This is a genomic window from Brevibacillus sp. SIMBA_040 (assembly GCF_046535075.1).
GTDB lineage: Bacteria > Bacillota > Bacilli > Brevibacillales > Brevibacillaceae > Brevibacillus.
In genome coordinates this window covers 193,852-206,812 of sequence record NZ_JAWRXI010000002.1, presented here as the reverse complement: position 1 = coordinate 206,812, position 12,961 = coordinate 193,852, and the positions used below count along the sequence as shown (strand labels likewise).

Annotated in this window: 15 protein-coding genes; 10 read left to right on the top strand and 5 right to left on the bottom strand. The window is 47.1% G+C overall.

The window, feature by feature from the left end; translation table 11 throughout:
* Positions 1 to 87: 87 nt before the first annotated feature.
* Positions 88 to 672: an adaptor protein MecA gene (locus SB752_RS03915; RefSeq protein WP_410714429.1), complete on the bottom strand. Its 585-nt coding sequence runs from the start codon at positions 670 to 672 to the stop codon at positions 88 to 90.
* A 203-nt stretch (positions 673 to 875) separates the two neighbouring features.
* Between SB752_RS03915 and SB752_RS03910 the strand changes: the two genes are divergently transcribed.
* Entirely contained in the window at positions 876 to 1,040 is a 165-nt protein-coding gene (locus tag SB752_RS03910; protein WP_410714428.1) for a hypothetical protein, read from the top strand.
* A gap of 104 nt (positions 1,041 to 1,144) precedes the next feature.
* Here the strand turns inward: SB752_RS03910 and SB752_RS03905 are convergent, their stop codons facing one another.
* Complete coding sequence (locus tag SB752_RS03905) at positions 1,145 to 2,749, bottom strand: S-layer homology domain-containing protein (protein ID WP_410714427.1); 1,605 nt, start codon at positions 2,747 to 2,749, stop codon at positions 1,145 to 1,147.
* 150 nt (positions 2,750 to 2,899) lie between these two features.
* On the opposite strand from SB752_RS03905, the gene SB752_RS03900 reads away from it, so the two are divergent.
* Positions 2,900 to 3,877, top strand: a complete 978-nt coding sequence (locus SB752_RS03900) for a YpdA family putative bacillithiol disulfide reductase (RefSeq protein ID WP_410714426.1) — start codon at positions 2,900 to 2,902, stop codon at positions 3,875 to 3,877.
* A 4-nt stretch (positions 3,878 to 3,881) separates the two neighbouring features.
* Here the strand turns inward: SB752_RS03900 and SB752_RS03895 are convergent, their stop codons facing one another.
* The 3 genes from SB752_RS03895 to SB752_RS03885 all read right to left on the bottom strand — a co-directional run bounded on the left by SB752_RS03895 (position 3,882) and on the right by SB752_RS03885 (position 6,026).
* Positions 3,882 to 4,220, bottom strand: coding sequence for a histidine triad nucleotide-binding protein (locus SB752_RS03895; protein ID WP_410714425.1), 339 nt, complete (start codon positions 4,218 to 4,220; stop codon positions 3,882 to 3,884).
* Positions 4,221 to 4,310: 90 nt separating this feature from the next.
* Positions 4,311 to 4,640 (bottom strand): DUF3147 family protein, encoded by a 330-nt coding sequence (locus SB752_RS03890; RefSeq protein WP_410714424.1) that lies wholly within the window; start codon positions 4,638 to 4,640, stop codon positions 4,311 to 4,313.
* Positions 4,641 to 4,739: 99 nt separating this feature from the next.
* A complete protein-coding gene (locus tag SB752_RS03885; protein ID WP_410714423.1) occupies positions 4,740 to 6,026 on the bottom strand; it encodes an acyl-CoA thioesterase/bile acid-CoA:amino acid N-acyltransferase family protein in 1,287 nt (428 codons plus the stop codon).
* A gap of 152 nt (positions 6,027 to 6,178) precedes the next feature.
* Between SB752_RS03885 and SB752_RS03880 the strand changes: the two genes are divergently transcribed.
* The 8 genes from SB752_RS03880 to SB752_RS03845 all read left to right on the top strand — a co-directional run bounded on the left by SB752_RS03880 (position 6,179) and on the right by SB752_RS03845 (position 12,845).
* Positions 6,179 to 6,616, top strand: a complete 438-nt coding sequence (locus tag SB752_RS03880; protein WP_410714422.1) for an Rrf2 family transcriptional regulator — start codon at positions 6,179 to 6,181, stop codon at positions 6,614 to 6,616.
* 111 nt (positions 6,617 to 6,727) lie between these two features.
* On the top strand, positions 6,728 to 8,035 hold the full coding sequence (locus tag SB752_RS03875) for a sigma 54-interacting transcriptional regulator (RefSeq protein ID WP_410714421.1): 1,308 nt from the start codon (positions 6,728 to 6,730) through the stop codon (positions 8,033 to 8,035).
* A gap of 197 nt (positions 8,036 to 8,232) precedes the next feature.
* Positions 8,233 to 8,622: a response regulator gene (locus SB752_RS03870; RefSeq protein WP_410714420.1), complete on the top strand. Its 390-nt coding sequence runs from the start codon at positions 8,233 to 8,235 to the stop codon at positions 8,620 to 8,622.
* 105 nt (positions 8,623 to 8,727) lie between these two features.
* Positions 8,728 to 10,089 (top strand): ethanolamine ammonia-lyase subunit EutB, encoded by a 1,362-nt coding sequence (locus SB752_RS03865; RefSeq protein ID WP_410714419.1) that lies wholly within the window; start codon positions 8,728 to 8,730, stop codon positions 10,087 to 10,089.
* A 20-nt stretch (positions 10,090 to 10,109) separates the two neighbouring features.
* Positions 10,110 to 10,937 carry an ethanolamine ammonia-lyase subunit EutC gene (eutC, locus tag SB752_RS03860; RefSeq protein ID WP_410714418.1) on the top strand — a complete coding sequence of 276 codons (828 nt, stop codon included), beginning with the start codon at positions 10,110 to 10,112 and terminating at the stop codon, positions 10,935 to 10,937.
* Positions 10,938 to 11,020: 83 nt separating this feature from the next.
* Complete coding sequence (locus tag SB752_RS03855; RefSeq protein ID WP_410714417.1) at positions 11,021 to 11,230, top strand: hypothetical protein; 210 nt, start codon at positions 11,021 to 11,023, stop codon at positions 11,228 to 11,230.
* Positions 11,231 to 11,337: 107 nt separating this feature from the next.
* Positions 11,338 to 12,288: a helix-turn-helix transcriptional regulator gene (locus tag SB752_RS03850; RefSeq protein ID WP_410714416.1), complete on the top strand. Its 951-nt coding sequence runs from the start codon at positions 11,338 to 11,340 to the stop codon at positions 12,286 to 12,288.
* A gap of 65 nt (positions 12,289 to 12,353) precedes the next feature.
* Positions 12,354 to 12,845 carry a GyrI-like domain-containing protein gene (locus tag SB752_RS03845; RefSeq protein ID WP_410714415.1) on the top strand — a complete coding sequence of 164 codons (492 nt, stop codon included), beginning with the start codon at positions 12,354 to 12,356 and terminating at the stop codon, positions 12,843 to 12,845.
* Positions 12,846 to 12,961: the final 116 nt, after the last annotated feature.

The window sequence follows — 12,961 nt, the reverse complement described above, 5'->3', positions numbered from 1 at the left end:
AATATGGAAGGAGAAACTCATCCAAAAAGAAAAAGCCGCCCAGTAACGGGTGGCTTTGAGTACAGCTAATCAAGAAAGTACAACTTTTCAGTTACAAGGAAAAAGCCGGGAAATCTCATAGACAGCCTCTTTCTCGAAAATGATTTTTCCGTAGGCATCGACGACCTCGACGGTATAATCCGTATTTTTTTCTCCGTATTCACTTGCGATCGAGAGCGCGTCTTCATAATTGGTCGTCAAGGCAAACTCAGATTCTTGCAAAAGAAGTAAATAATCATACTTGAAGAAATAAAGTTTTCCGTTTTTCCGCAATTCCACACGGATTTTCGCTGCGAACCGTGTGATGTCCTCGAAGTCTCGAAATGCGAAGAAAACAGTAGAATTTTCCAAATTACTTGCAGGAGCAGCTTCATCTTTTTCTTCAGAATGATCCGTCAATGTAATGGTAATATACATACCTTGAGAGGGGACAAAAGCTACTTCAGTACGGCAAGGCATATCAATGGCTGGAAAGTCGTGAGTCGATTCAGCAAAAAGGAGAGCTTCCTCTATCCAATGATTGATAAGAGCGAGGCTCGCCTCATGATCATCATGGTTATAACCCCGAGATGAAAGTTCGGTCTCATTCAGAAAAATCGAAATGGTCCGGTTATCTAAGATTTCCATCTTCATTGTTGATTCCTCCTTATCTATTCAGTGGCTAATCTTACCAAACGACTAGGGATGCGAAAATGAGAGTGTAGGGGTAGCATTTAAATATACGTTATCGTTATGGGCAAGACAATAGGAGGTTATTGGCTATAAGGTGTCTAGTATCCTTACTTTTGAGACAAACTACTTGAGGTTGTAATTATTGTTGTTGAGGAGTGATCAAGATGAGTGACAAGGCTAATCAGGAAGTGGAGAATAAGGAACTGAAAAAGTTGGGCACACATTCAGCAGGGATACCCGATTTATTTGAGACCCGGAGCAATTCCGAAGAAGAGGTCATCAAGCCTCCCAAACATCCTGGTGGAGCAGGTTCATCTGGCACTTATTAAGACGAAGCTGCAAGCGGTTCATGCCGTTTGCAAAAAAAGATGATTGTGAGAGCCCAGGTTAACAAGTGTTAGGGGCACCCACAATCATCTTCGCTTCTTATTTCTTACAGTCTTGCACGTGCCTGCTTTAGTGTAATCGAGTTGGCAATGGCTGTCCACATATCGGTTGATTCAGAACCGACATACCAGTAAGCCAATCCGCCTATTTCCCACTGCAGGCTTGCTTGTACTTTTAACCCCATCGATCGGCTTTCCTCCAGCCAGATCGTGTGTGTCACTCCTTGTTTTTTGTAGGTAGATCGGTATTGTCCGATAGAATCATCCCATGTCGTACTCGCCTTGTATTGTGAAATAAGCTGATACGATTCTGGGATACTCAGATCGACAGACTGCAATTGCTTTCCTGACTGATACCAGTCCCTTGTATAGAGTGGCAAACCGATGATCAGCTTTTTCGCAGGCATTTCATCAAGCAAATCGGAGATGATCTTTTTTATCCAAGGCAGTGAGGCGACTGAGCCTGACTTGGTCCCTCCGACCCAATGTTCTTCATAAGCCATCAATACGAGATAGTCTGCATATTTTGCCAGCTCTGCGAAGTCATAGGGCTCGCTCCAATCCGTCCCAGAGTCCGGTGGAATATCGACCGAGAGCACCGCCCCCTTTGCGTGCAGGGCAGTAGCCAGCTCCTGGATAAACAGCGTAAAGTTATTACGATCAGCAGGGGCAAAGCCTTCGAAATCAACATTAATTCCATCCAATTGATACTTGTCAATAAAGCCTGACAATTTTTGCACGATTGCCTTGCGTTTGCCTGCATCAGATAGCGCGGTATGAGTAGCAGTGGAATCAAATTTGTTTCCAAAGAGAGCCCAAACTTGCTTCCCGTTGTCATGAGCCCAGTTAACGAGTGAAGCATCAGAGAAGTCACTCACTGTACCGTCTTTTTGCAGGAAATACCATCTTGGAGACAGTGTGTTGACACCACTCTTTTTTACTTGAGCAATAAATTCCTCCGTTGTGGATTGGTATTGCCAGCCTAGTGATACGAGTGGCCGACTAGCAGCTGTCTGTGCATTCAAATCATCCAGAATTCGCTGCAGGATAACGGCCGTCTCTTGACGAGAGAGGGCAGAAGCAGGGCGAAAATATCCTTGGTAGCCAACCAGCCAATTATTTTGCATGGCCTTGCTGACTGAGTTGCGTGCCCAGCTCGAAACCAATTTCGCATCTTTTACGTTCAGGCTTGTTGTGGTGGAAGCATTTTGTTCCAGTGCCCGTACGAGAAAAGCCGCTGCTTCTTCGCGAGAAATCGTACGTTTCGGTGCAAAAGTAGTCGGACCGATGCCGTTTGCGATATTCAGGGCAGCAGCAGCCTGTACGTATCCGTATGCCCATGAGCTTTTCGGGACATCCGTATAGGAGACGACAGCTCCTGAAACGGGCTTGATTCCTACTGTACGACTGAGCATCGTTACGAATTCTGCACGAGTGACAGGACTGGTAGGGTGGAAATACCCGTTTTCATCACCGGCAATGACACCAGCTTCATAAAGCGAGCGAATCTGTTTTTGTGCGTAGCTGTTTCCAATGTCACGCAGGTTGTTCGTTGAAGCTGTTGAAGCGGGAACTCCAATGGCCAGCGTAAGGCTGTACATCAGAAATACAAGTGAAACAAACCAGATATGTATGCGTTGTTTATTCATCATACATCCAGTATAAGGAGATATAACCAGTCTTTCATTGGCTATTTATTGGTAAAAGGGTATGCCAAGAGAACGCATTAGAGAAAGTAGCGATATGGTATGATAAGAGGGCAATGATAGGAGAGAGACGAAAAGAAACGAGGCGGGAGAGAAATGGAAGACGTACTTATTGTAGGGGGAGGACCTTGTGGTCTCGCAGCAGCAATCGCCTGTAAAAGAGCGGGGCTTGATCCACTCATCATTGAAAAGGGATCACTTGTTCATTCAATTTATCGGTACCCCACATATATGATTTTTCACAGTACTCCAGAGCTTTTGGAGATCGGTGGCGTTCCATTTGCAACGGCAAATGACAAGCCAACGAGGCAAGAAGCTCTCAACTACTACCGATTGGTGGCTTCGCGTGAAAATCTGCGAGTTCATGTTTATGAGACCGTTACAGGGGCTGGTCAGACAGCTGATGGCTTTCGTGTGAATACAACGGATCGCTATGGGACATCCCATTCGTACGACACCAAAAACTTGATTATCGCCACTGGTTATTTTGACAATCCAAACCGTTTGGGTGTACCAGGAGAGCAGCTTTCCAAGGTCTCATCGTTTTACAAGGAAGCGCATCCGTATGCGGGGATGAATGTAGCTGTTGTCGGAGGAAATAACTCGGCAGTCGATGCCGCGATGGAGCTGGAGCGGGCAGGAGCACGCGTGACGGTCATTTGTCGAAGACCAGAGCTATCGGATAAGGTGAAGGCCTGGACCAGACCTGTGTTTGAGAGTCTGATCAACAAAGGGCGCATCCGTATGTATTTTGGAGCTAACGTGGAAAGCATTGAAGAGCGTATGATCTATGTAAACACGGGTACAGAGGTGATCAGCTTAGACAATGACCACGTATTCTCCCTGATTGGCTATCGTCCAGACCGCACTTTTTTGCATTCACTAGGAGTAAAAACCGATCCAGATTCAGGCATCCCACAGCATGACGCAGATACGATGGAGACGAATGTCCCACACCTTTACATAGCAGGTGTGATTGCGGCGGGCCAACACGCGAATTCCATCTTTATCGAAAATGGTCGTTTTCACGGAGAAGGAATCGCCCGCCACATCACATCGCAGATGCGAGATTAAGCTTTTACATGGTCCATTTTAGCTGCTTACCGCCGATCAGGTGATAATGCAGATGGAAGACCGTCTGCTGACCGTGCTCACCGGTGTTGGTCACAACACGGAATCCTTGTTCAGTAACGCCCATCTCATCTGCTACCTTTTGCAGGGAGAGGTGGAGGTGACCGATTAGTTCCTTGTCTTCCGGTTCAATCGCGAGTACGGATTGAATATGCTTTTTCGGGATGATGAGTACGTGTACCGGAGCAATCGGATTGATATCGTGAAAGGCGACTACATGCTCATCTTCATATACTTTGTTGGAGGGGAGCTCCCCGTTTACGATTTTGCAAAAAATGCAGTCCATCTTTGTCAACATCCTTTCCTATATGAAATACGCAGTAGAGCCTACTTCGTCATCAAAGTAGGCTTTACCTGTTTCTATATGGGAATGATTTCATCCGGAAAATTGCTTATACATCCCAAAATATAAAAACAGCGTCACGAGTGCAAAGGCGATTGCATAGATGGGCTTCACCCACGTCGTTAATACGTAGCAGGTGGATATGAACAAGACCAAACCGATTGCTCCGAGGATGCCACTTTTTTGTGCGGAATGGAACTCTTGACTGTTCATATATTTGATTTGGAGCATCATGTTCAAAAGGGTGACGATAGGCAAAGTTGTAATAATGCCAGATAGAAAAATATTTTTCGTTTTACTAAAATACGTCGCTATCACTACAACTGTGCCACCTAATATAAACTTTACCACATAGTCAAGCATGAACTGCTAGCCTCCCGTATCCTGTAGACAAATCCGTTCCTCGTATGTAGGGACTTGTCCATTATAAACCCGAAGACTGGCACAGGGTAGACGGTAGTTTTATGGAAAAGTTGTTTCGAGAAAGCTGAGTACCTCACGCCAGGAATGCGTGGAAGCGTAGGCGTTGTTTTTCGCAGTACCTCCGTTTAAGCGTGTCCGTGTAGTCGGAATATAAGGAAAACGAATGGCGTGGCCTGTGTCCGTATAGCTGAGATGAACGACGCGATGAGGAAATTGATTTGCTTGCAACCGGGCAACCATCTGTTCGCAATGCTCGGCAGCAGGCCACCAGTGATCGTCATCGGATGAGAGCAAGAGGATCGGACCATTGATCCTTTCGACAGGAATAGCCGCGTCCTCTAGCCATTCGCATGCTTTCCAGGCAGCAGCATGGATGTGATCGATTCTTTCGCCCGCATCGAGCAGCACCTGTGTTTCCTCGGACTGTTCCTGGGTCCAGGGAACAAAAGGAAGAGGTTCACCACGGAAGGACCAGGAGGACTGAGGGGAAAACGTTTCGGAGTCACTAGACTCACGATCGCATCCAATACCCACAGTAGAACTAGGGCTGGAAGCTATAACCGCCTTTATTTCAGGATCGATGGAGCCCATGACGAGTGCCAATTCTGCGCCTTTGGAACGACCGAAGACGGCGATTTTTTCAGCGTCTACAGCAGGCTGGCGTTTAAGCCATTGGATCGCTTCTTGTACATACTCGAGTGGGATCTGACGGATGTCGTCAGGTAAGTCATCACATTGGAAATAGGCGAGGGCTAGAGCTGGATAACCATTGGAAGCAAAGAGAGCAGCGAATTGTGAGCAGGAACCGATACCGCCTTCGCTTCCACCTAGTACGAGAACCGCTGGACGGGCTTGTGCTTGCTGCTTGTAGAAAAATTGACCAATCAATCCGTTCTCCCGTACCTTTATGATGGACACATCGCGAGAGACAAAGTAGCGCTTAACCGTTGCCGTAGCAACAGCTTTTTCATTAATCTCTGCTGTTAATACGATTTCGGTAGAGCGCGGTGAAAATTCAAAATCATCGAGGCTATATGGACTGTAAAATCGCTGGGCTTTTACGTGCATAGACCAAAACAGCCCCATTGGATCGATGCCTTCGTATGTCCCGAATAGAGGGGCTTGCGAGATCAGATCTACATTTCCGTCTTCATCAGCTTGAAAGATGGCATGGGATGAAGCTGTCAGCTCTCCACCCGGTAGACCATTATTTAATGTGGCGTGTAGTGTAATTAATTGATGAGGAGCAAAACCGCTTAGTGTAATATGAACAGGTACGTCTAACAATGCCGTTGCTGGTGAGACATCTATTTGTGGGTGCATCATGCAGACAACACTCCTTTTCAAATAAATGGAATAAAGACAAGGTAATTATAGTTTACTGACGAATGAACGAACGAAAAAGATGTGACGGAATGGTTAACTTGACTTCCTTCACCTGGTGTAACTATAATCATTACAACGAAAGGGTGACCCTCATGAGAATTAGTAGTCGCTTCTCTGTAGCTGTCCATATATTATCGCTACTTTCAGTAGACCCGCATGCTCACAACACATCCGAATGGATTGCGGGAAGTGTGAATACCAATCCGGTCATTATCCGCAGAGTGCTCGGTCAGTTAAAGAAAGCAGGGCTCGTGCATGTTCGTGCCGGCGCTGGTGGCGCTACCCTTGCCAAGGATTTGGAGCAAATTACGTTGCTCGATGTCTATCGTGCTGTTGAGGTGGTAGAAGAAGGGCAGCTTTTTCATATTCATGACCAACCAAATCCGGATTGCCCGGTCGGAGCCAACATTCAGTTTGTGTTGGAGCTGATTTTGACCCGTGCCCAGCATGCGATGGAGGGTATATTAGGAGGAGTGACAATGTCCCAGCTGGTTTGCGATCTTCGCGTAAAAATAGGAGAATCAGGCTGATATTGGGTATTGAAGCAACTCAACTGGTGTATGTCCAAGAAGGGATACATCCCGCCGTGTCGTATGGTATTTAAGAAGCAGACTTCATTGTATCGAAAGGGGCGGGGACGTATGACCATGCAAAAGATGATGCAACCGATTACCACCTACCTACGCCCAACCGACACACTAGAAGACGCCGCTCGCGTGATGCTGGAGACGCAGATGGATATGCTTCCTGTGGTAGATGCCCAGGGCAGATTGGTAGGTGTTTTTTCGCATCGCGAGCTGTATCGGATGATCCTGGAAAAAACTCCTTCCACGACTGCTATTGAAAGCTATATGAGTACTGAGAGCATAACAATCTCACGGGAACAAAACTGCGGGACAACAGTCGATAAGGTTGAGCTTGGTAAAGGAATGGACCAGGTTGGAACACGCATGCTCGTCGATAAGGTCGATCAGGGAAATCGCCAAGCAGACAAAGCGTTGCAAAAACATTTTCCGAAAGCCTTGTATCATTGGGAGCATATTTTGACTGTAGATAAAACCATGCTCGATCTGATCAGCTCGGCTCAAAAGGCTGCACGCCGAAATACTGCCGTCATGATTCGCGGGGAAAGCGGAACGGGCAAGGAATTGTTTGCACACGCTATCCATCATGCGAGTTCGCGAGCCTCGGGTCCTTTTGTTACAATCAATTGCGCGTCTGTCCCCGAGCATTTGCTGGAGGCCGAATTTTTTGGGTATGAGAATGGCGCCTTTACGGGAGCAGATCGGACAGGACGAATAGGAAAATTGGAGCTGGCTCATGGCGGAACCTTGTTTTTGGATGAGATAGGGGATATGGCAACGCATTTGCAGGCAAAGCTGCTCCGTGTAATTGAGGGCAAGGAGTTTTTTCGGATCGGGGGCACCAAATCGATTCAGACCGATGTACGAATCATCTCTGCGACCAATGCCCCTCTGGAAGAGCTGATTATGCAAAAGAAGTTTCGGGAGGAGTTATATTACCGACTGCATGTAATCACGTTTTCTATCCCGCCGCTGCGAGCACGCAACAACGATATTCTGGTATTGACAGAAGCATTTATCAAGCAGCTAAATCCCATCCTGGATACGACCATTACAGGAATAGAGAAATCTGTCGAAAAGCTGTTTGAACAATACGAGTGGCCTGGGAACATTCGTCAGCTTCGCAACGTCATCGAGTGCGGTATGATTATGGCTGAAACGGGACGCATTTCAAGTGCAGACTTGCCAAATGAGCTGCTCAAGAAAGTGGATGAACGGGATCGAATAGCACTCGTTCAGGCTGCAGAAAAAACAGAGCTGGAACGCGCTCTTCGCCAGACGAACGGGAACAAATCCAAGGCTGCTCGGATGCTGGGTATAAGCAGATCCGGATTTTACGAAAAATTGAAAAAATATCAGCTATAGCCTGATTGGTAGGCACTCATGTAGATCGAACTCTCTCAATCGAACAGAGCTAGATTAAGGGTGGAAATAGTAAAAAATTACGGATATAATGTTATTATTCTGAAAGAAATTATGAAAGATCGACAATGGCGTCGATTTTTGTTGCAGGGACAAAAAGTGTTGGCACGTCCATTCTCTGACGATCAGGAGGTGGAATTTTGCGTCATCATTATCGAATCATTATTGTAGACGATGATCCTATTACCCGAATGGACCTGATAGAAATGCTGCAAGCGGAGGGTTACGACGTAGTGGCTGAAGGAAAAAACGGGGAAGAAGCCGTTCGATTGACGCAAAAATGGAAGCCACATCTCATCATCATGGACGTGAAAATGCCCGTCATGGATGGATTGACAGCGACTGGAATTATTCGCAGGGAGTCGGATGTAGACGTACTCCTTTTAACCGCCTATAGCCAAAAGGATATGGTGGCTCACGACAAGGCAAATGGAATTTGTGCCTATTTAGCAAAGCCTGTGATGGAGGAAGACCTTCTACCGGCTGTAGCCTTGGCATTTTCCAAAAAAAGCATTGTATATGAAAAGTGAAAATGTAAAGCAAAGGCGCTTGATGAACGGCGGTTGTTCCGTCTGTAATTCAAAGCGTTTTTTTTGTTTTTATTGACTCAAACGGGAAAGAGAGTGAAGCTGAATATGAAGTTGGCATGTGTGATACGTAAGCAAACATATCAGTTTGGGTCCGTACGAGAAGTGTTGGCAAAAGCGAGCGAAGAGAAGTCTGGAGATCGCATGAGCAAGCTGGCAGCAGAGTCCGCACTGGAGCGCATGGCAGCAAAGGTTGTTTTGAGTGAAATGCGCCTCTCAGATATTTATGAAAACCCGGTTATTCCTTATGAAAAAGACGAAGTGACACGCACTATTTACGACGATATGAATCTTTCGGTTTACGAGGAAATTAAAAATTGGACAGTCGGCGAGCTTCGCGAGTACATCCTTTCCTTTTCGACTGGAATGCCTGAGTTGACTCGGATCGGCAGAGGGCTCACAAGTGAGATGATTGCCGCAACCGCCAAGCTTATGTCGAGTATTGACCTCGTCATGGCTTCGCAAAAAATGCGGCACCAGGCTTATTGCAACACACTGATCGGGGAACCGGGACGACTCGCTTTCCGTTGTCAGCCAAACCATCCGATCGATGATCCAGAAGGCATCCTGGCTTCGATTAAAGAAGGACTGTCTTATGGCTCAGGAGATGCTGTTATCGGGATTAATCCTAATAATGACTCCGTTGAAAGCGTAACCAAGCTGCTGAAGATGACACATGATTTCATGCAGCACTGGCAAATTCCGACGCAAAATTGTGTACTTGCACATATCACAACACAAATGCAGGCACTGCGAGGTGGAGCACCCATTTCCTTGATGTTCCAAAGTTTGGCAGGCTCTCAACGTGCGAATGATGCCTTTGGGGTCAGCAAGGAGATTTTGGACGAAGCGATGGAGCTGATGCTGCGCAAAGGGACAGCTACAGGACCGAACGTCATGTACTTTGAAACGGGCCAGGGCTCAGAGGTATCCCTGGAATCCCACGAGGGTGTCGATATGCAAACGTTGGAGGCGCGTACGTACGGTTTTTGCCGTCACTGGAAGCCGTTTATGGTCAATAACGTCTCTGGCTTTATCGGACCTGAGACGCTGTACGATGGCAGACAGATGATCCGTGCAGATTTGGAGGACTTGTTTATGGGCAAATTGCATGGACTGCCAATGGGAATTGCGCCTACCTACACCAATCACATGCATGCCGACCAAAACGATCAGGAAATTGCCGGTATGTTGACCACGCTCGCGGGCGCAAATTTTTACATGGGAGTGCCGGGGGGAGACGATGTCATGCTGAGCTATCAGGATACGAGCTTTCATGACGACGCTAGCTATCGTGAGCTGCTCGGTATGCGACCACTGCGTGAATTTGAGAAATGGCTGGAAAAAATGGGGATTATGGAAAATGGTCGATTGACAGAGCGGGCTGGAGATTTAACGATATTTGACTAGCGAGAATGGGGGCAAGCACAATGAAGCAGATTAATTTGGATGACCTGGTCCAACGCGTACTGGAGGAGCTTACCCGGAAAGATCAAGACGTAATTCAATTTCCAGAAGAGAAACAACGAGGAGTAGAGAAGCCGAACAATCCGGAGGCTTTGGAGCGTGCGATGAATCGTACACCTGCCAGGATCGGAATCGGACGCGCCGGCACTCGTATGAAGACAGGTAGTTACTTACAATTTCGGATTGACCAGGCTGCCGCTCAGGATGCCGTCATGAAAACAATTAGCCCAACACTGCTTGAAACATTACAGCTGCCAGCTCTGCACACAAAAGCCACTGACATGTCCGACTACTTGATGAATCTGGACTCCGGACGCGTGCTTTCCGATGAGTCAGTGCGTTGGCTGGAACAGAATGCGGATAAAGGCAAGGACGTGCAAATCATTATTTCGGACGGACTCAGTACGTCTGCCTGCGAAGCGACCATTCCTGACCTGTTACCTGCACTGCTGCAGGGCCTAGCTATGCGCAATATCAGTGTGGGGAAACCAGTGTTTATCCATCGTGGACGTGTATGGGTCCAGGATCAGGTAGCCTCGATCGTCAACTGCAAGGTCGTCATTTCTTTGATTGGGGAAAGGCCGGGCCTTGCTACCGCTGAAAGTCTCAGTGCTTACATGATTTACAAACCGGATGCGAATACGGTAGAATCAGATCGTACAGTCATTTCCAATATTCATCGTGGAGGGACCCTTCCAATCGAGGCAGGGGCTTATCTGGCGGAGCTTTTAGAGGAGATTCTGAAATATCAGGCGAGCGGGGTCAAATACATGCAGCTGCGTGCAAAATAACGGGTTGATCCCTGCTAGTAGTTCCTCTGATCTTGCTCTAGAATACATGGGAGAAGACCATTATTTATGAGGGGTTGCTATGCATGACGGAGCCAAATCAAAATGAAAAAGAGACCGTAGAACAAAAGCCTGGGAAAATTAGCCTGCAAGAGGCAATGAAACGCAAATTGGCAGAAAAAAAGCAAGCACAAGCGCAAGCCAATAATCCTGCTAATCAAAAAGCAAAAAATCAAACGATGAAAAGCCAGCATAACAAAAAACCTAACAATCAACGCAGACGTACTGGTGTATAACAATTTTTGATGGGAAGAATTACGAAGGGGATTTACAGCAGAATCGATTCGCTGTAGATCTCCTTCTTTGCATTGTTCTCGAAATAACTCGTGGGGAGGCGAGAACTGTGAAGCTGGAACGATTGCTAGCAATTATCATGATGCTACTCAACAAGCGGAGGCTTAGCGCACCTGAGCTAGCGGACCATTTTGAGGTATCGCTGCGCACGATATATCGCGATTTGGATGCCATCAACGCAGCAGGTATTCCTATTGTGGCGTATCCAGGAGCAAGCGGCGGTTATGAAATCATGGAAAGCTATACGATTGATCGACAGTATCTTTCTCTGGCGGAGCTGGTGGCGGTCATTGCTGCGCTGAAGGGAGTGCACTCTTCCACGGAGGACAAGCAAATTGGTCACCTCCTGGAAAAAATCAATGCGCTGCTCTCCACTACGCCCTCCGGCGCTTCAGATAGTCAGCACCCAGTCGTCTATGACTTTAACCCGTGGGGGAGTACACCTGCTATCGCACAAAAGGTCAGCTCATTCCGGGATGCTATTGAGCGTAGAGTGCGCACGCGTATCGCCTACACGAAAATAGGTGGACAATCCGAGGAACGAACGATTGAACCTATTACGTTGATCATTAAAGGATATGTCTGGTATGTCTACGCCTTTTGCTTACGCCGTACGGAATATCGGCTATTTCGGCTTTCGCGGATTGATAGGTGGGAGGTGCTCGCCGAGGAATTTTTACCCCACCAAAGCGATGTTGACCAGCTGAGGTGGCAGGAGGAGTGGGATACTGGGCAACGTAAGCTACTCGTGCTTCGTTTTGCTCCCGCCGTTCATGTGCGAGTGCGGGATATGTTTGGTCCAGAGGCAATCGAGACGCAAGAAGATGGCTCTCTGCTGGTGCGGACCGTTATGGCTGATGACGAATGGCTGCACGGAATGCTACTCAGCTACGGTGATGCTCTGTTTGTAATCGAGCCTGCCTACATCAGGGAGCGGATGTGGGAAACCATCAAAAAAATGCATCTTCTATACGAAAAGGATCAAAACGTTGACAGATAGTTGTCAGGGTAGACTAGGTATACTGTTTCTTGTAAGCAACTTTATACGAGGAGCGTGGATATCCCATGAACCATACTATTGTTAAACTCGATGAAAAACGGATCGCCGGATTAAAAATCATAACGACAAATGAGGCAGAATGTGGGCCTAACGCCAAGATCGGGGCGCTTTGGCAGCGGTACTATGCTGAAGGCTTTCCGTCTAGCACACCTCACCAAACAGAGCCAGGAGTCATTTACGGAATCTATTCGGACTATGAAAGTGATGAAACGGGCTCTTATTCCCTTCTGATAGGAGCGGAAGTGGAAAAAGCTGGAGAGCTCCCAACTGAATTGTCTGTGACGACCATTCCGCCAGCAACATACGCCGTATTTACCACGCGCGTGGGTCCAATCGTAGAAGTCGTTCAAGAAGCGTGGGCTCATATTTGGGAGTGGTCGAAACAGCCAGGAAACAAACGCACGTTTATCGCTGATTTTGAACGGTATGATGGCGTGCGCTGCGTTGATCCTAATCATGCACAAGTGGATGTGTACATCGCCATTTCCGTAGAATAAGATACAGCGATTGAGACAAGCTGTTGTAGCTTTCGGGCTATATCAGTTTGTTTTTTTACGCTCAATTGTTTAAAGTAAAATCTCAGACTAGTATTATTTCTCTGTAACGGGAGAGA

Bases quoted from the DNA above. Each gene is read 5' to 3' on its own strand.
- SB752_RS03915 (WP_410714429.1), bottom strand. From the start codon at position 672: ATGAAGATGGAAATCTTAGATAACCGGACCATTTCGATTTTTCTGAAT.
- SB752_RS03910 (WP_410714428.1), top strand. From the start codon at position 876: ATGAGTGACAAGGCTAATCAGGAAGTGGAGAATAAGGAACTGAAAAAG.
- SB752_RS03905 (WP_410714427.1), bottom strand. From the start codon at position 2,749: ATGATGAATAAACAACGCATACATATCTGGTTTGTTTCACTTGTATTT.
- SB752_RS03900 (WP_410714426.1), top strand. From the start codon at position 2,900: ATGGAAGACGTACTTATTGTAGGGGGAGGACCTTGTGGTCTCGCAGCA.
- SB752_RS03895 (WP_410714425.1), bottom strand. From the start codon at position 4,220: ATGGACTGCATTTTTTGCAAAATCGTAAACGGGGAGCTCCCCTCCAAC.
- SB752_RS03890 (WP_410714424.1), bottom strand. From the start codon at position 4,640: ATGCTTGACTATGTGGTAAAGTTTATATTAGGTGGCACAGTTGTAGTG.
- SB752_RS03885 (WP_410714423.1), bottom strand. From the start codon at position 6,026: ATGATGCACCCACAAATAGATGTCTCACCAGCAACGGCATTGTTAGAC.
- SB752_RS03880 (WP_410714422.1), top strand. From the start codon at position 6,179: ATGAGAATTAGTAGTCGCTTCTCTGTAGCTGTCCATATATTATCGCTA.
- SB752_RS03875 (WP_410714421.1), top strand. From the start codon at position 6,728: ATGACCATGCAAAAGATGATGCAACCGATTACCACCTACCTACGCCCA.
- SB752_RS03865 (WP_410714419.1), top strand. From the start codon at position 8,728: ATGAAGTTGGCATGTGTGATACGTAAGCAAACATATCAGTTTGGGTCC.
- eutC (WP_410714418.1), top strand. From the start codon at position 10,110: ATGAAGCAGATTAATTTGGATGACCTGGTCCAACGCGTACTGGAGGAG.
- SB752_RS03855 (WP_410714417.1), top strand. From the start codon at position 11,021: ATGACGGAGCCAAATCAAAATGAAAAAGAGACCGTAGAACAAAAGCCT.
- SB752_RS03845 (WP_410714415.1), top strand. From the start codon at position 12,354: ATGAACCATACTATTGTTAAACTCGATGAAAAACGGATCGCCGGATTA.